A 16,638-nucleotide genomic window follows, 5' to 3' on the forward strand; every position below is an offset into this window, starting at 1 on the left:
CCGACCGTGCGTGTCCGCCGTCCCGGGCATGCGCACTCGAACACGGACAGGAGACGGCGTGGTGCGCCGCAGCCCAGCGATCTACTTCACCTCATACGCGCTCTCCCTGCTGGGGGCCGGTATCGCCAGCGTGGTGATGCCGCTCCTCGTGCTCGACCGCACCGGCGACGTGCTGGCAGCGGGGATCATGGCGACCGTGGGGATGGCGGTCTCCGCCGCTGCCGGGATCTTCTCCGGGCTGCTCGTCGACCGGGTCGACCGGCGGATGGTGTCGGTGGCCGCCAACCTGCTCACCGCGCTGTCGATGGTCGCGCTCTTGGCCATCGACGCGGTCTGGGGCCTCAATCTGGCCTGGTTCCTGACGCTGGCCGTGGCCGGGGCGGTGATCCGGGTGCCGGGGATGACCGCCCAGGAGACCCTGCTGCCCGCCCTGGCCCGCCTCGGTGCCACGCAGCCGGCCCCGGGCGGGAGCCCGGTCCGTCTGGACCGGCTGATCGCCGTCCGCGAGACCGTGGGCAACGTGCTCCTGCTGGCCGGCCCCGGCCTGGGCGGGCTGCTGGTCGCACTGTTGGGACCGTCCCCGGTGATCCTGCTGGCCACCGCCGCCACCGGTCTGGCCGCCGCCCTGACCACCCTCCTGCTCGACCCGGGGACCGGCGCTGTCGCGCCCCGCGACCCCGTCCCGCCAGGCGCCGCCGGGGGCGGTCTGCGCCGGGCCGCCACCGACCTGGCCGACGGGTGGCGCTTCCTGGGCCGCAACCGGCTCGTCCTCGGCTCCACCCTGGTCACAGGGGTGTTCATCGCGGTCCTGAGCGTTCTCCAGACCACACTCATGCCCGCCTACTTCACCGCCGAGAACCTGCCCGAGCTGACCGGGCTGACCCTGAGCGCGATCGCCGCCGGGAGCATCGCGGGCTCGGCGCTCTACGCCGCCTTCGCCGGACGGGTCCGCAGGCGTGCCTGGTTCGTCGTCGGGATGGCGGGCACACTCGCCGGCTTCGCCGCGGTCGGCAGCATGGCCGCACCGTGGCTGGTGCTGGGCGGGGCGGCCCTGGCCGGGTTCCTCTACGCTCCTGCCTCCGCCGTGCTCGGTGTCCTGACCATCGAGGCCACACCCGATGCCATGCGCGGCCGTGTCCTGGGCGCGCAGAACACCGTCATGCTCGCCGCACCCGCCCTCACCAGCGCCCCGCTCGCCGCCATCGCCGCCGCGGCCGGGCTGCCCGTGGCCGGAGCCCTGGTCGCCGCGCTCGTCGCAGTCACGGCACTGGCCGCCCTCGCCGCTCCGGCGTTCCGCTCCATCGACGACCTGGGGTCCGAGGAGGAGACTCCGACTCCGGCCCCTGACACACCGGTCCACGCCGCCGAGACCGCTTCCGCCCGGCGGTCGGCGGCCGGTGAAACGACCACATGAACGCCCCCGCATCCGGCGCGGTTCACCGCGCGGGCCGCCGCCCCCGTCGGCGGTGGTCCGGCCCGTGCGCCGCGGCCGACCCGCCGGGGGATCACCACCGCACGGGCACCTCGCGCAGGCCGCCGACCTCCAGGCCCTGGATCCGGTGCAGCTCCTCGACCGGAACGGCGAGTTCGAGGGTCGGCAGCGTGCGCAGCAGGACCTCCAGGGCGACCTGGAGTTCGGTGCGGGCCAGGGACTGGCCCAGGCAGGAATGGGGTCCGGTGCCGAAGGTCAGATGCGGGTTGGGACTGCGGTCGAGGTCCATCCGGTCGGGGTCGGTGAAGACCCGCTCGTCGCGGTTGGCGGACGACAGGGCACAGAAGACGGTGGTGCCGCCGGGCAGCAGCTCATCGCCGATGCGGACGTCCTCGCCGATGTAGCGCCGGATGCCGAAGCCGCCCAGGTTGGCGTCGAAGCGCAGGACCTCGTCGACCGCACTGCGCACCAGGGAGGGGTCGGCGAGCAGGCGCTCCCACCGGGTGCGGTCGGCCAGGATCAGGGCGAACATCTTGGCCATGATGTTGGCCGTGGTCTCCTGCCCGGCGACCAGCAGCGCCATGCCGATGCCGGCGAGCTCGGTGTCGGACGGCCCCTCGCCCTCGGCCTTCCTCTGCCGGATCAGCATGCTGAGCACGTCTTCGGCCGGCTCGGCGTGCTTGGCGGCGACGAGTTCGGCCATGTAGGACGCGAATCCGCTCTGCGCCGCCGTGATCTCCTCCTTCGAGAAGCGCGTGACGTTCAGGAACGCGTCGGACCACTGGGAGAACCGCTCCCGGTCGGCGGCGGGGGCGCCGAGGAGCTCGCAGATCACGTGGATCGGCAGGGGTGCGGCGAGCGCGGCCCTGAGGTCGGCGGGCCGCCCGCCGGCGATCATGTCGCCGGCGAGGGCCTCGGCCATGCCGCGTATGCGGGGGCGCAGTGCCGCCATGCGCTTGGCGGTGAAGTACCTGCCCACCCGGCGCCGCCATCGCAGGTGGGCCTCGCCCGTCAAGGGCAGGCCGAACGACCGGGTGCCGTCGGCCGAGGCGCCGCCCGCCCCTTCGGGGGCGAGCCGGGCGCTGCGGTCCCCGGCCGTGGGGTGGGCGAAGCGGGGGTCGGAGAGCAGGGCCTTGACGTCCTCGTAGCGGGTCAGGAGCGTGCCCGTGTCTCCGCTGGGGAGCTCGACGTTGGCCACCGGGCACCGCTCTCGCAGATGCTGCCAGGCGTCCGGTGCGTCCAAGGGGCCGTCGGTGGGCAGTGGGAGGCGGATGACCTGGTCGTTCTGGCTCAACTGGCATCTCCGTGCGGGGCGAGGGCGCTGTTCGGGCAACGACGGCCGCCGGGGCGGGGGAGTGGTCGGGTGTTGAGGTGGCCGGTCTCCGACGGTTTGTTTAGATCTAAATTAGCCGATGCGCCGGATCGGGGTCAAGATCGCGTTCCCGCCCGCCCCCGTTCGTGGGGGCGGGCGGGGGCGCACACGCCGCGCCCTCACCCCGGGCCGAGGAGGAATTTCTTGGCCTCCTCGCCCGGAGGATCCGGCGGACCCTCGTCGTCCTCGTCGAGAAGGCCCTGCTCATGGGCTTCGAGGTGCTGGGCCGCCGGCGGCGGGTAGGGGTCGTGGTCGCTCTCGCGCGGCGTCTCGGGGCCGTCGAAGCCGACGCGGGCGATCCGGATCACGCGGGCGACCCGGTAGTGGCGGTTGCGCACCGACACCGCGTCGACCAGGCCCTTGGCCTCCACCTCGGCGAGCGCCTCGCCGTAGGCGGTGCGCTCGTCGGTCGTGGTGTCGGCGTTCCACTCCCCATCGCTGCGGCTGCGGTGGGCGAGGTGCTGGCGCAGGTCCTCGCGCGCCTCGTCGGGGGTGGTGCAGTCGGAGCCGAAGGGCCGCCAGGCGCGCTCGCCGCCCAGGCGCATCAGCAGCTGGAACCCCGGCGGCAGGACGACGACATCGGGGTAGGCCATGTGGCGCACCAGGGCGTCCTCGGTGACCTCCCGCGGGATCGGGCCGCCCGCGGGGACCAGCTCGCGCAGCTCGGCCTTGAGCGCGGTCGAGTCGGCGTCGGTCTCGGCGTCGCTGGTGAGGTCGATGTCGTGCTGGCGTGCGCTGCGCTCCGATTCCCCCGGAGCGGGGGAGGACGGCGCCGGGGCGGGGTCGGTGGGCCGCGGGCGATCGGGCTCGTCCTTGGTGAAGCGGACGTAGCGCTCGATGCGCACCACCCGGTAGCGGTGCCCGAGGACCAGGAGCTCGTCGTGGCGCTCCCAGTCCAGGAGGTTGGCGGCGTCGGCGAAGTCGCGCTTGCGCCCGGGGTCGGGTTCGAGCTCGTGGGTCTGCTTGAGGAAGTGGTGGGCCAGCGCGTCGCGGCCCTCCTGCGGGCTCGGGCCGGCATAGGCGCGGGTGAGCCAGCGGTCGCCGATCTCCTGGGCGGGCTGGTAGAGGGGGAAGAGCATGCGGAGGTCGGTCCGTGGGCTCTGGGGCCGGGCGGCGCGGGTTTCGGGGGTGCGCGGTCTGCGCTGGGCAGGGGGCTCGTCGCGGTCGTCCATGAGCCCCATACTTGCCGCTCACCGGGGTCCCTGTCAGGCGGTTCCCGTGCTCCCGCGAACGGGACTGCACGCAAGCCGTCCCGTTCGCCCGGCGATTCGGCGATGCGCGGACATTGGACGATAGTGGAAATCTACTTTGTAAAGGTGCTGGTGCAGGTGGTGTGCCGCCCCGTTGGACAGCGGGCGTGGACAACGGGGCGGGGCGCCAACAGCGGGGCCCGGCGCGGCCGGGCGGCCCCGACTCAGCCGTCGTGGACGGTGACCGACCCGCCGGCGGTGACCGGGCGCCCTTCCAACAGCGGGGACAGGAAGGCCAGGGCGGCCCGCTGGTCCTGGATGCCGCCGCCCTCGTGCCCGTTGTAGGGCCACACGATGATGTCGCTGTCGGCGCCGTAGGCGTTGCGCGCGGCGAAGACGGTCGAGGGCGGGCAGGTCGCGTCCATGAGGGCGGTCGTGAACAGGGCCGGGACGCGGGCGCGCGCCGCGAAGTGCACGCCGTCGATGTGGGCCAGGGTGCGCAGTGCGGCGGGCGCCTTCAGGCGCTGGGCCCGCAGGAAGCGGGGGATCTCGACGTAGGGGGTGGCGTCGGTGATGGTGACGGCCCGCGCGATGTCGCACAGGAACGGGACGAAGGAGACGATCGCGGCGACGTCGCCGGTGAGCGTCCCGGCGGCCAGCGCCAGTGCGCCGCCCTGCGACCCGCCCAGGACCGCCACGCGCTGCGGGTCGACCGCGTCCAGGGCCCGCGCCGCCTCGACCGCGCGCACGGCGTCGGTCATCACGCGCCGGTAGTAGTAGGTGGCGGGGTCCTCGATGCCGCGCGTCATGAACCCCGGGTGCGACGACGCGCTGCCGACCGGGTCGGGGGTGTCGCCCGGCCGTCCCGCGCCGCCCTGGCCGCGCACGTCCATCGTGAAGTGGGCGAAGCCGGCGCTCGCCCAGAACAGGCCGTCGACCGCCTCGCCGCGCCCGCTGCCGTATCCGGGGAACTCCACCACAGCGGGCAGCGGGCCCTCGGCCCCGCGGGGCAGCCGCAGCCACGCCTTGACCGGTGCGCCGTCGAAGCCGGCGAAGGTGACGTCGTGGACGTCCAGCGTGCGCAGGCCGGTGTCCTCGGCGCGCGTGCGCACGTCGATCGGGTGGGTTCGGGCCTCGGTCAGCGTCGTGGTCCAGAAGTCGTCGAAACCCGGAGGGGAAACGCTTTCCGAACGGTGCTCGCGGAGCCGGTCGAGGGGAAGGTCGACGAACAAGGGGGCATCCCTTCTCATGGGGGACGTCGTGGGGGCGCCCCGGCCGGGCAGGGCCCGGCGGGGCGCGGTGGTGGGCCACCGGATCAAGGAGGTACCACGCCGCGACGTGCTTTCGCCACCTTTGCGGGGTTCATGGTTCGGTGCCCGGATGGTGGCCGATGCCCGATGGAAGGGTCACACGGTGCCGGCGGCGTGGTCGCGGTACTCGGTGCCCGGGAGGCCGGCGAATTCGGTGCGCCGGTACTCGACCTGCTCGGCCAGCGCCAGCCGCCAGGACTCCGGCGTCGCCCGCTGCCAGCGGCGCACGCCGGCGTTGCCCATGGCCAGGAGCGGCAGGAACGGGGCGACGTCGACCCGTTCGATCCCCAGGGCATCGGCGGCCTCCTCGCCCTGCATGAGCCGGGTCAGCGCGGCCAGGAGGGCGTCGGCGGTGGCCCGCGGCAGCGACAGCGATTCCTCCATCGGCCCCGCCAGCGCCTCCAGCAGCGCCCCCACCAGCGAGCGCGCCGCGTCGTCGGGGGCCGCGTTGGTGGCGTCGATGAGCTCCAGCAGGGCGGCCGCCGACGCATGGTCGTGCACGTCGCGGTAGAAGCGCGGGTCCACGCCGATCAGTGCGGCGACGTGGTGCCAGTAGCGGTAGAGGTCGCGTTCCTCCTCCTCGCTCAGGTGGATGCCGACGCGCTCCAGGGCGCGGAACGGCACGACCGTGAAGTCCAGCCAGGTGCGGGCGGTGTCGACCTGGTTGATGGGCACACCCCACGCGCCGGTGTCCCACCCGCCCTCCAGGGCGCGGGCGCGCACCCGGGCGTGGAGCAGCCGCACCTGCACGGAGTCCTGGTAGCCGGGGGCGCCGCGCAGGAGCCCGCCGGGGGCGACGGCGTTGGCTCGCCACAGCCCGGTCTCGCCGAGGCGGCGCGCTGCGGCGCCGCCGGTGAGCCGGCCGGTGCCGGTGAGGACCCGGGCGATCCCGGGGGCGCTGTAGGTGTGCACGAGGGAGGCGAGGGCGAAGCCGATCCGGCTCCAGAACGGGTCGACGGTGATGCTGGGGACGTCGCCGCGTTCCAGCAGGCCGGGGTCGGCGCCGGCGATCGACCGCTCGGATTCGGCCAGGAGGGCGGCGACAGCGGGGGGCGGGTCGGTGACGGCGGCGAGGCCGTCGGCCAGTCCGGTGCGCAGGGCGGCCCGCGCTGTGGCGCCGCGCTCGGCGAATTCGGCGATGACCGCGTCGGCGACGGGGTCGCCCGTGCGCAGCCCGCCGGCGAGCAGGGCGAGGCGTTCCCGGCCGTGTCGCTCAAGCACGCCGTCGGCGTTGATCAGGCGCCTCGGGGGTGCGGACAGCGCGGAATCGATCGACATCTGAGCCTCCATCGGGGGGTATCCGGCACGCGCACCCTACCCACCATGGGGCGGGTGTGCGGCGCGCGGGCGTGTGTGCGGGGGGCGGCACGTAGACTGCGGGCATGCACCCCGGCGATGCCACGGCACCTGCGAGTCTTTCGCATGAGACCCCGCCCGATGCCGCGCAGCTCGCTGTCGCCGCGAACGTGTTCCAGCTGCTGTCGGACCCCACACGGCTGCACCTGCTGTGGATCCTGGCCCAGCGCGAGGCCGATGTCACACAGCTGACCGACGCCTGCGGGGTCTCGCGCACCGCGGTCTCCCAGCACCTGGCCAAGCTGCGGCTGGCGTCGCTGGTGGAGTCGCGCAAGCGGTCGCGGCACGCCATCTACCGGCTGCGCGACGGCCACCTGCGCCGGCTGGTCCTGGAGGCGCTGAACCACGCCGACCATGTCGTGACCGGGGAACCGCCGCACTCCTGACCGTGTCCGCCCCGCTGGGGCGGGCCCGCGCCGGCGGCTGCGGCGCGGGCCCGGGGATCATTCCTCTTCTTCGTCCTCCTGCGGCTCCTCTTCGGCTTCCTCGGGTTGCGCCTCGTCCTCGCCGGCGCCGCTGAACGCGTCGACGGCCTCGGCGGCCAGGTAGCCGGCCGCCAGCCCGCCGGCCGCGCCGATGGCGGCCCCGCCGATGGCGCCGAGCATTCCGCCGCCCTCGTCCTCCTCGCCCTGGTAGTGGCCGGGCCCGCCGTGGCCGTAGCCGTAGCCGCCGCCGTAGGCGCGGTGCTGCGCCAGGGTGTGTTCGATCCACTCGTTGAGCCGGGCCGTCCAGTCGTAGCGGTCGGCGTCGGCGTGCTCGATGCGGAAGCCGCCGTGGGGCTCGGCGCCGTCGGCGAACAGGCCGTCGTGGCGGTCGATCCCGATGACCACGAGCAGCCCGTTGGGGTCGGGGACGAACCCGGCCTCGACCTCGCTCACCTCGTGGGCGTAGCGCTCAGCGGGGTGGAAGTCGATCTCCTGCACGAAGGGGAACTCCTGGGCCGCGCCCGGCACGTGGCCGGTCTCGACGCCGGTGCTCTTGAGCGCGAAGCCGAGGCGGGCGAACGCCTCCAGGATGCGGTCCTGTCCGGGCAGGGCGTGCACGTGGACCCGGTCGAGGTCGCCCTTGTCGGCGGAGCCGGCCAGGACGACGTCGGTGCGCAGGCCCAGGACGGCGCCGGGGAGCGTGCCGCCGGCGGCGTCGGTGATCGGGGCCTGCCAGGGGACCGGGTAGCGGAAGGGGATCGAGTGGCGTTCCCCCGCCGCCAGCCGGAACGGGCCGGCCACCGGGATCCGGGCGAACTCCGCGGCGGCGGCCTCTTCCTCCCCTTCTTCCCCTTCCTCGCCGTACTCGCCGTATCCGGTCTCGACGCGGGCGACCAGGGCCAGGGTGATCTCTTCGATGTCGGCGTCGGTGTCGCCGCCGGCGAGTTCGACGTGCCCCTCCACGAACGAGCCGGGATAGGTGTGCGGGGTCGCGAGCACGGTGTCGATGGTGGGGCCGCCGATTCCGAAGGCCGCCAGCAAGCGTTTGAAGGCCATTCCGTCCTTTCCGTCCCCGCTGCCGGGGGGACATGGTGGGTGCGCGTGGCGGGACGCCGTGCGTCCCGCCGGCCGGTCGCCCGCTGTGCGGGACCGGCTGCGCGCGGTGTCAACGGCGCAACGGGGGGCGGGGCGGCGCGGTTCCGTGGCGCTGGGCCGCTGCCGGGCTCGGGACGTCCGTAATGGGGCGAGCGGGCGCACGCGGCGGTGCGCGGCGACCAGGCGCCCGGCGGCCTGTGCGAGGCGGGGGACGTCGGTGCTGGTGGCCGCCTTTGGCCGGGGTGTGCGCGGCGGGAGTCGGCTCCTGCGGCGGCGCTGCCCGGCCCTCGGCGCGGGGGAGATCCGGGCCGCCCAATCCGGGCTCCGGGGCGCCGGATCCCGCTCTGCGCGGGCCTTCCGGGCGGTCCCGGAAAAATGTGCTCCCGGCGGAATGCCACCGCCCCCATGGCTGTTGTACGAACCGTTGCCCTAGCACGGCAAATCAGACCGCCGCTTGGGTTTAGGCGTGGATTTCCTTGAAATCCCGGGAGGCGCGGATCCCCGCACACGCAGGCGATCCCGCACCCCGAGCACCCGGATTCACGCCCATTGATCTGCGGTTTTACCCGCGCCACCCTCGCACTTTACGTGCGTATTGGCTAGCGTGATCCGTGATCGGTCCGTGATCTGACGGTCAACCGCAGACCAATCACCGATGCCGAGCTCCGGGCCACCTCTTCGACCGCCCGGGACCCAGGCCCTTCCGATGCGGGACGGCAGCGCAGACCAGCGCCGCCCGCCCGGGGTCACAGCCGACCCGCCCGCACGCCCTGCGCATCGCCGGGGCGAGACCTCATGGCCCATCCGCCGCGCGCGGACACGGCACCGCCGTGCCCGATGCGGCCCACGACGGCCATGTCCGGGCCCACTCTCGGCCCTGCACCCGACTTACGGGGGGACAGCATGAGTACCAGCGCTTCTACCACCGCCCAGACCAACGCGGGCACCGACACCATCCAGAACGGCAACCTGAAGGCGTCCTACTTCTGGGACGACGGTTCCGGCATCAACGGCGACACCGGCGCCCCCGCCAGTGGCCAGCCCATGCAGGAAGGCCTGGCGGCCAGCCCGTCCTGGCCCCTGGGCACCGAGGGCTACGTCGAGTACAACGGCAAGAAGGCCGACTTCTTCATCGGCGACCGCGGCCCCGGTGACCCCGCCGGCGACTGCAACGTCCTGCTCGACCTCGACGGCAAGACCTTCGCCAAGCTGACCGGCCAGTCCTGGGACGACTCCAGCTACACGGTCTCCGGTGGCGAGGGCCACATCAACGTCGACTACCACATCACCAAGTGGGGCGACGGCAACGGCACCGAGGGCGCGCCCCAGCCGATGGGCACCGACACCAAGTGCACCGACGCCGTCTCCGGCCAGGGCACCAGCGGCTCGGGCGGCGGCAACGCCCAGGCCGACCAGCAGCAGAGCCCCCGGGACTCCCAGAGCGCGCCCGCCGCTTCCCAGCAGGGCGACGGCGGCTCCGGCTCCGGCCCCGGTACCGGTGTGCAGGCCTCGACCGCGGCCAACGACCTCTCCGGTCTCCAGCTCGCCGGCGCCGACGCGCCGATGGCGGCGAGCGCCGTGACCGCGGCCGTGCTGCCGGCGCTGGCCGTGGCGGTGCTGCTCACGAAGTTCCGTCCCGCGCTGGCCAAGGGCCTGAGCGGGGCCGGTGACCGGTTCCCGTCCGTGTTCACCACGGAGGGCCGCAAGCGCCTCACCGACGGTGCGCGTGAGCGCCTGACCCGCGTGCGCGACGAGTACATGCGCTAAGGCGCCGCACCGGCCGGCCGCACCGGCCGACCGGCCGTCCCACCCCGCGCCGGGGCCCGCCCATCACGGGCGGGCCCCGGCGTCGTTGTGTCCGGACCCCGATTCGGAGGGCGGGCGCGGTGCAGGGGAGAGCGGGGGAGGAGCGGGGGACCGGCGGCCGGTGCCGGGCGGCGGGCGGCCCGGTCAGCGGAAGTCGTCGGCGTGGTCGAGGACCCACTGGCGGAAGGTCCGCGCCGGTGCCCCCGTGACGTCCTCGACGGTGGTCGTGACCGGGTCGGGGGTGTTCTGGGTGGAGTCGTGGTGGCCGAGGATGCCGTCGACGACCTCGGCCGGCCACCCGGCCCCCAGCATCTGCTCGCGGACCTGCCCCGGCGGGACCTCCTCGTAGCGCACGGGCAGGTCCAGGGCCGAGGCGATGGTGTCCACCTGCTCGACGAGGGTGAGCGAGGCGGGGCCGGTCAGGATGTGGACGGCGCCCACGTGGCCGTCCTCGGTCAGCGCGCGCACGCCCACGGCCGCGATGTCGCGCTCGTGGATGAGGGAGCGCGCCGCGTTGGGGAAGGGGGCGCGCACGACCCGCTCGGTGCGCACCGTTTGGGCCCATTCGAGGTTGTTGGTGGCGAACCCGCCGGCCCGCAGGAAGGTCCACTCCACCCCGGAGGCCCTGATGGTGCGTTCGACATCGGCGTGGAACCGGTTGATGGGGTCCGCCTGGCGCTCGGCGTCGTCGTCCACCCCTGAGGAGGACAGGTAGACGACGCGGCGGGCGTGCTCGGCGATCAGGCCGAGGACGTCGGGGGCGTCGTCGGCGGTGAGGAAGGGCCACACGAGGAAGACCGCGCCGATCCCGTCGAGTGCGGCCTTCAGCGACGCCGGGTCGGTGAGGTCGCCCTGCACCACGTCGGCGCCCGGGGGCAGGCCGGAGCGGCCGGGGCGGCGGGTGAGCGCGCGCACCGGGGTCCCCTGCTCCACCAGTTCGGCGACGACGTTGCGGCCGACGTTCCCGGTCGCTCCGATGACCAGTATGCCGGTCTGAGGTGACATGTGCGGACCCTTTCGGCGGGCGGCCGGCGCCCGGACGGCCGGCGGCGGTGGTCGCCAAGCTAGGAGGTCAACCGCGGTTGAGGTCAACCCCGCCGGCCCGGCCCGCGGCCGGCCGGCGGATGCTCGCCCGGAGGGGGCGGGCGGGGCCGGGACGGGGCATGCCCCCCGGCACCGCCGCGCCGGGCCGGTCAGTCCAGGCAGAACTCGTTGCCCTCGGGGTCGGCCAGCACGATGTGGCCGGCGCCGAGCGGGGGTTCGGGGTCGTGGCGGGATATCCGCTCGGCGCCGAGCGCGACGAGCCGGGCGCATTCGGCCTCCAGCGCCGCCATCCGCTCCTGCCCCTGGAGTCCGGGGGCCGCGCGGACGTCGAGGTGGACGCGGTTCTTGGCGGTCTTGCCCTCGGGTACCCGCTGGAAGAACAGCCGCGGGCCGTGCCCGTCGGGGTCCTCGATGGCCGACCGCGCGTTGTGCTGCTCCTCGGGGACGCCGATGCGGGTGAGGAAGTCGTCCCAGGCGGCCAGCGGGTCGGCGCCCTCGGGCACGTCGACGCCGGGCGGTCCGGGGTGGACGTAGCCCAGGACGTCGCGCCAGAAGGCCGACAGGGCGCGCGGGTCGCGGGCGTCGAAGGTGAGCTGGACGTGGCGGCTCATCGGGGTGCTCCGGTCGTGGTCGTGGCGGTCCGGGTGTGCAGGTGGAGGTCGCGCAGCAGGCAGACCTCGGAGAGGTGGTGGATCATCTCGCGGTTGATGTGCAGGACCAGCGTCGCCATGGGGTGGTCGGCGTAGGGGCCCTCCGCCTGCCCGCAGGCGCGGGTGAGGTCGGCGTCGCCGAGCGAGGCGACCCCTTCCTGCCAGGCGGCGTACTCCGTGTCGAGCTGGTCCAGCGCCGCGGCCGCGGTGGGCGCGTAGTCGAACGACCAGTAGTCGGTCGGGGTGCGGCCGAAGTGCGAGGCGTTGCGCATCGCCAGCACCCCCACGATCACGTGCCCCAGGCGCCAGGCGATCGACGTGAACGGCGGCGGGTCGGGCACCGGCATCGCGAAGTCGATGGTCATGGCGCCGGAGCCGGCCTGCACGGGTGCGGTGCCGGTGCCGCGCGGGCGCACGTTCCAGCAGCCGGGGGCCGGCTCCCAGAAGTACTCCTCGTCGGTGAGCCCGGCGAGGCGGTCGCGCAGCTGGTGGGTCCAGTGCCACGAGAGCTGATCCCTGAGCAGGGGGTTCCAGGTCGGTTCGGTCATGGGCCCAGCTTGGCGCCTATAGCGGACAGGATCGTTCCGTGATTCTGCGATGATGGGCGCGTGAGCGTCGAAGCGACGACCGAGCGGGTATTGCGGCTGCTGGGGCTGCTGCAACGGCGGCCGTCCTGGACCGCCGGCGAGCTCGCCGCCGAACTGGGGGTCACCGGCCGGTCGGTGCGGCGCGACGTGGAGCGGCTGCGGGCACTGGGCTACCCCGTGCACGCCACAGCGGGCGTCGGCGGCGGCTACCGGCTGGGCGCGGGCGCCCGGATGCCGCCGCTGCTCCTGGACGACGAGGAGGCGACCGCGACGGCGGTGTCCCTGCGGCTGGCGGCGGGGGGCACGGTCGCCGGGGCGGGCGAGGCGGCGCTGCGGGCGCTGGCCAAGCTCGACCAGGTCATGCCGCCCTACCTTCTTGAGTGCGCCCCAGAGGTTCGCGACCATGGGGACACGCGAGCGGGCCAGGTATGGCTTTCATGCTGGCTGCCATCGATGGCTCACGAGGCATAACCGCCTGGCCCGCACCTTCTTCCGGACTGCTGATTAGGCTCTGCGGACCATCGCTGTGTAGGGCGAGGACAGGCGGAAGGAGCCGCACCCCGCACCCCCCACGGGAAGGACCACCATGGCCGCCAGCGCTGGATTCGACATCGCCAAGGACTTCCACTGGCTCGCCGCCGTCGACGACCGCGGCCAGAAGCTGACCAGCCACCGCGTCGACAACACCCCCGAAGCCATCGACGACGCCATCACCGAACTGCGCACCATCGCCGACGAACACGACGGGGTGAGGATCGGCCTGGACATCCTCGGCGGGATCGCCGGCCTGCTCACCGCGATGCTCCTGGCCGAAGGATTCGCCTGCGTCCACATCCCCGGCCTGGCCGTCAACCGCGCCCGGCGCGGCACCCGCGGCGGGGAGAACAAGTCCGACCCCCGCGACGCCAAAGTCATCGCCGAACAGGTCATGCTCCGCGACGACCTGCGCGCGGTGGAAGTGCCCGAGGAGACGGCCGTGGAACTGCGGCTGCTCGTGGCCCACCGCACCAGCCTGGTCAAGGACACCACCGCGAAGGTGGCCCGGCTGCGTGACCTGCTCTGCGGCATCCATCCGGGCCTGGAGCGCGTGGTGGACCCCACCAACGCCTCCGGCCTGATCCTGCTGGGCCACTACGTCACCCCGGCCGAGATCCGCCGGGCCGGGGAAAGGCGCATTACCGAATACCTGCAACGACGCGGCGTCAAACGCACCCGGGCGCAGTCCCTGGCCGATGCCGCCACCTCCTCTGCCAAGGCCCAGGAGGTAGCGGTGGTGGGCGAGCGCCGCACTGCCGCGCTCATTCGCGAGTTCGCTGAGGACCTGCTGGCAGCCCGGGACCGCCTCAAGGCGGTGGACGCCGAGATCGAGGAGCTGGTCCGCTCCCACCCTGACGGGGCCCTCATCCGCAGCCTGCCGGGGATGGGGGCCACCCTGACCGCCGAGTTCATCGCCGCGGCCGGCGACACCAGCCGCTTCTCCGGCCCTGACGCCCTGGCCGCCGCGGCCGGCCTGGCGCCGGTGCTGTCCCAGTCCGGGCGCATCTGCTACTCGCGCGGCGCCACCGGCGGCGACAAGGCCCTCAAGCGGGTGTTCTACCAGTCGGCGTTTTGCACCCTTCAGCGCCATCCCACCTCGCGCGCCTTCTATGACAAGAAGCGAGCTGAGGGCAAGCGGCACCACCAGGCGCTCATCGCCCTCGCCCGCAGACGGGTCAATGTGCTGTACGCGATCCTGCGCGACCGAACGCCCTATAGGGATCGGCCCGCGCTTCGACACGTGGCTTGACAAAAGCATTAGGCTGCCTCGGCTGCGCGCCGAGGTGCGGGCGGTGCACGGCGCCACCGAGACCCTGGTCGCCCCCGGTGTCGAGATCGACGCCGAGGTGCTGGTGACGCTCGCGCGGGCCTGCCGCGACGCCGTGCGGGTCCGGTTCGGCTACGCCGCCCGCGACGGCGAGGAGCGCGGGCGCCTGGTCGAGCCGGTGCGGATGGTCACCACCGGGCGCCGCTGGTACCTGATGGCCTGGGATGTGGACCGCGATGACTGGCGCACCTTCCGGCTGGACCGCATGCGCGAGGTGGCGGCGACGACCTGGCGCTTTGCGGCCCGGGAGTACCCGGACCCGGTCGACTACGTGCACCGGTCGGTGACCGGGGCGCCCTACCGGTACCTGGCCCGGGTGCGGGTGCACGCCCCGCCCGAGCGGGTGCGCGAGCTGGTTCCGCCCCAGGTGGCGCGGGTCGAGGACGATCGCGACGGGTGGTGCGTGCTCGTGGTCGGCGGGGACGACCTGGACTGGATCGCCGTGCACGTGGCGCGGCTGGCCTTCGAGGCGGAGGTGCTGGGGCCACCGGAGCTGCGGGAGGCGGCCGCCCGGATGGCCCGCCGCCTTGCGGCGATGTCCGGGACGGGCTGAGGCGGCAGGGGGCGGTCCGCGGCGCCGTGCGCCGCGGCGGAGGGGCGGGACCGCCCGAAGCCGCATCCGGCGCGGGTGCGGCACCATGGGGCGATGGCGACGATCGTGGCGTTTCATGCCCATCCCGACGATGAGGTCCTGCTGACGGGCGGGACGCTGGCGCGTGCCGCCGCCGAGGGCCACCGTGTGGTGGTCGTCGTGGCGACCGACGGCGTGATGGGCGAGGTCCCCGCGGGCGGATCGGTGCGCATGGCCGAGCTGCGGGAGAGCGCGGCGGTGCTTGGCGCGCACCGGGTCGTGCACCTGGGCTATGCCGACAGCGGGCACGGCGCGCTGCTCTACCCCGACCCGCCGGACCGGATGCGGTTCGTGCGGGCCGACACCGGGGAGGCGGCCGGGCGGCTCGCCGCGATCCTGCGGGAGGAGGGCGCGGACGTCCTGCTCGGCTACGACCGCAACGGCGGCTACGGCCACCGCGACCATGTCAAGGTGCACCAGGTGGGGCGGCGCGCCGCCGCCCTGGCCGGGACGCCGCGGCTGCTGGAGGCGACGATCCCGCGCGAGGTGGTCGAGCGGCTGGTCGGGCTGGTCCGCCTGGCACGGATCCCCTTCCGCCACGACCCCCAGGCGCTGAGCAGCGCTTTCAGCCCCCGATCGGCCATCACCCACCGGGTCGATGCCCGGCGCTATGCCCGGCAGAAGCGGGCGGCCCTGGCGGCCCACCGCACCCCGGTGTCGGGAACGGGGCGCTCCGCGGCCGCCTTCCGGGCGGTGATCCGGCTGCCGGTCCCGCTGTTCGCACTGCTGCTGGGCCGCGAGTGGTTCGTCGACGCCGCCGCGGACGCCGACGGGAGCGGCGGCGGCCCGCGGCGCCCGATCGAGTCGATCACCGACTGAGGCGGGGCGGCACGCGCGGCCTCTGGGCGGGAGCGGTGGGGGATCCCGGGACGCGGTGTGCCGGGTGGCCGTGCCGTCCCGGCCGCCCCGGGGGCATCCCCGCCGGGGGCGGGGCGGCGACGGCCGGGCTGACCTTTTTCTTCGGTGGGCCGAACTTTGAAATGCGGAATGGCTGTGAATTTCCACGGGAATGCCCATGAATTGTGATTCCGTTGAATTCTGGTAGCGTCGGACGCGTCGGAGGGGAGTAGTCCTCAATCCGCGCGGTCGACATACTGGAACCCCGTACATGCAGGTGGTTCCCGGCCGTGTGAGCCTCCCGGGGCGGACGAGACCTTCGGCCCTCAGCCGACCGCGGGCCGCAGGGCCGTACTCGCCGTGCCCCCCGGCCCGTGTGTCACGACCGAAGGGCAGACTCCTCCGTGGGATTCCTCACCGCACTGGCCGTCAGCACCGGCGCCATTTTCATCGCCGAAATGGGCGACAAAACGCAATTGGTCGCCATGTCGCTGGCCACCCGCTACCGGGCCCGGACGGTGCTGCTGGGCATCACGATCGCCACCGTCGCCGTCCACGGCGTCAGCGTCCTCATCGCCGAGGTGCTGGGCCTGGCCATCCCCACCGACTGGGTCGCGCTGATCGCCGGCCTGGCCTTCATCTTCTTCGGCGCCTGGACGCTTCGCGGCGACGACCTCACCGACAAGGACGAGGAGCGCGCCGCCTCGCGGCGCATCCGCTCCGGCGTCATCACCGTGGCCGCCATCTTCTTCCTGGCCGAACTGGGCGACAAGACCATGCTCGCCACCATCACCGTCGGCGCCAACTACTCCGGTATCCCCCTGTCCTGGGCGGCGGTGTGGATCGGCTCCACGGTCGGCATGGTGCTGGCCGACGGCCTCGCCATCGCCGTCGGCGCGGTGCTCGGCAAGAAGCTGCCCGAGCGCGCCATCCAGATCGGGGCGGCCGCCCTGTTCTTCATCGCCGGCGCCGCCATGACCGCCCAGGGCGCCTACCGGCTGCTGGCCTGAGCACGGCGGGTGAGGCGGGCCCGGCCGCG

15 protein-coding genes and 1 pseudogene are annotated in these 16,638 nt (G+C 73.9%); 8 read left to right on the forward strand and 8 right to left on the reverse strand.

Annotated elements, in window-relative coordinates; translation table 11 throughout:
• Positions 1 to 61: 61 nt before the first annotated feature.
• Positions 62 to 1,414: an MFS transporter gene (locus ACFOVU_RS15245; protein WP_378534132.1), complete on the forward strand. Its 1,353-nt coding sequence runs from the start codon at positions 62 to 64 to the stop codon at positions 1,412 to 1,414.
• A 91-nt stretch (positions 1,415 to 1,505) separates the two neighbouring features.
• Here ACFOVU_RS15245 and ACFOVU_RS15250 read toward each other — a convergent pair whose 3' ends face one another.
• The 4 genes from ACFOVU_RS15250 to ACFOVU_RS15265 all read right to left on the reverse strand — a co-directional run bounded on the left by ACFOVU_RS15250 (position 1,506) and on the right by ACFOVU_RS15265 (position 6,582).
• Positions 1,506 to 2,726, reverse strand: a complete 1,221-nt coding sequence (locus ACFOVU_RS15250) for a cytochrome P450 (protein WP_378534134.1) — start codon at positions 2,724 to 2,726, stop codon at positions 1,506 to 1,508.
• A gap of 197 nt (positions 2,727 to 2,923) precedes the next feature.
• A complete protein-coding gene (locus ACFOVU_RS15255) occupies positions 2,924 to 3,976 on the reverse strand; it encodes a DUF5954 family protein (RefSeq protein WP_378534136.1) in 1,053 nt (350 codons plus the stop codon).
• A 242-nt stretch (positions 3,977 to 4,218) separates the two neighbouring features.
• Positions 4,219 to 5,226, reverse strand: coding sequence for an acetylxylan esterase (locus ACFOVU_RS15260; RefSeq protein ID WP_378534137.1), 1,008 nt, complete (start codon positions 5,224 to 5,226; stop codon positions 4,219 to 4,221).
• A gap of 174 nt (positions 5,227 to 5,400) precedes the next feature.
• Positions 5,401 to 6,582, reverse strand: coding sequence for an oxygenase MpaB family protein (locus ACFOVU_RS15265; protein WP_378534139.1), 1,182 nt, complete (start codon positions 6,580 to 6,582; stop codon positions 5,401 to 5,403).
• A gap of 104 nt (positions 6,583 to 6,686) precedes the next feature.
• Here ACFOVU_RS15265 and ACFOVU_RS15270 point away from each other — a divergent pair, with 104 nt between their 5' ends.
• Entirely contained in the window at positions 6,687 to 7,046 is a 360-nt protein-coding gene (locus ACFOVU_RS15270; RefSeq protein WP_378534141.1) for an ArsR/SmtB family transcription factor, read from the forward strand.
• Between the two features lie 57 nt (positions 7,047 to 7,103).
• Here ACFOVU_RS15270 and ACFOVU_RS15275 read toward each other — a convergent pair whose 3' ends face one another.
• On the reverse strand, positions 7,104 to 8,141 hold the full coding sequence (locus ACFOVU_RS15275; protein WP_378534143.1) for a sporulation protein: 1,038 nt from the start codon (positions 8,139 to 8,141) through the stop codon (positions 7,104 to 7,106).
• Positions 8,142 to 9,149: 1,008 nt separating this feature from the next.
• Between ACFOVU_RS15275 and ACFOVU_RS15280 the strand changes: the two genes are divergently transcribed.
• Complete coding sequence (locus ACFOVU_RS15280) at positions 9,150 to 9,947, forward strand: hypothetical protein (RefSeq protein ID WP_378534885.1); 798 nt, start codon at positions 9,150 to 9,152, stop codon at positions 9,945 to 9,947.
• 183 nt (positions 9,948 to 10,130) lie between these two features.
• Here ACFOVU_RS15280 and ACFOVU_RS15285 read toward each other — a convergent pair whose 3' ends face one another.
• The 3 genes from ACFOVU_RS15285 to ACFOVU_RS15295 form a co-directional block, all read right to left on the reverse strand.
• Positions 10,131 to 10,991 carry an SDR family oxidoreductase gene (locus tag ACFOVU_RS15285; protein WP_378534145.1) on the reverse strand — a complete coding sequence of 287 codons (861 nt, stop codon included), beginning with the start codon at positions 10,989 to 10,991 and terminating at the stop codon, positions 10,131 to 10,133.
• A gap of 188 nt (positions 10,992 to 11,179) precedes the next feature.
• Complete coding sequence (locus tag ACFOVU_RS15290) at positions 11,180 to 11,641, reverse strand: VOC family protein (protein WP_378534147.1); 462 nt, start codon at positions 11,639 to 11,641, stop codon at positions 11,180 to 11,182.
• The gene (locus ACFOVU_RS15295; protein WP_378534149.1) at positions 11,638 to 12,228 is read right to left on the reverse strand and encodes a DinB family protein; all 591 of its coding nucleotides are present in this window, start codon (positions 12,226 to 12,228) and stop codon (positions 11,638 to 11,640) included. Before ACFOVU_RS15295 ends, ACFOVU_RS15290 begins: the two co-directional genes overlap by 4 nt.
• Before the next feature lie 60 nt (positions 12,229 to 12,288).
• Between ACFOVU_RS15295 and ACFOVU_RS15300 the strand changes: the two are divergent.
• The 5 genes and pseudogenes from ACFOVU_RS15300 to ACFOVU_RS15320 all read left to right on the forward strand — a co-directional run.
• A pseudogene (locus ACFOVU_RS15300) lies at positions 12,289 to 12,642 on the forward strand (helix-turn-helix transcriptional regulator); the annotation flags it as partial.
• Between the two features lie 211 nt (positions 12,643 to 12,853).
• Complete coding sequence (locus ACFOVU_RS15305; RefSeq protein WP_378534151.1) at positions 12,854 to 14,053, forward strand: IS110 family transposase; 1,200 nt, start codon at positions 12,854 to 12,856, stop codon at positions 14,051 to 14,053.
• A gap of 43 nt (positions 14,054 to 14,096) precedes the next feature.
• A complete protein-coding gene (locus ACFOVU_RS15310) occupies positions 14,097 to 14,684 on the forward strand; it encodes a helix-turn-helix transcriptional regulator (protein WP_378534153.1) in 588 nt (195 codons plus the stop codon).
• A gap of 93 nt (positions 14,685 to 14,777) precedes the next feature.
• Positions 14,778 to 15,581 carry a PIG-L deacetylase family protein gene (locus tag ACFOVU_RS15315; RefSeq protein WP_378534155.1) on the forward strand — a complete coding sequence of 268 codons (804 nt, stop codon included), beginning with the start codon at positions 14,778 to 14,780 and terminating at the stop codon, positions 15,579 to 15,581.
• 422 nt (positions 15,582 to 16,003) lie between these two features.
• Positions 16,004 to 16,609 (forward strand): TMEM165/GDT1 family protein, encoded by a 606-nt coding sequence (locus ACFOVU_RS15320; RefSeq protein WP_378534157.1) that lies wholly within the window; start codon positions 16,004 to 16,006, stop codon positions 16,607 to 16,609.
• Positions 16,610 to 16,638: the final 29 nt, after the last annotated feature.

Origin of the sequence: Nocardiopsis sediminis (assembly GCF_042650565.1) — a bacterium.
GTDB lineage: Bacteria > Actinomycetota > Actinomycetes > Streptosporangiales > Streptosporangiaceae > Nocardiopsis_B > Nocardiopsis_B sediminis.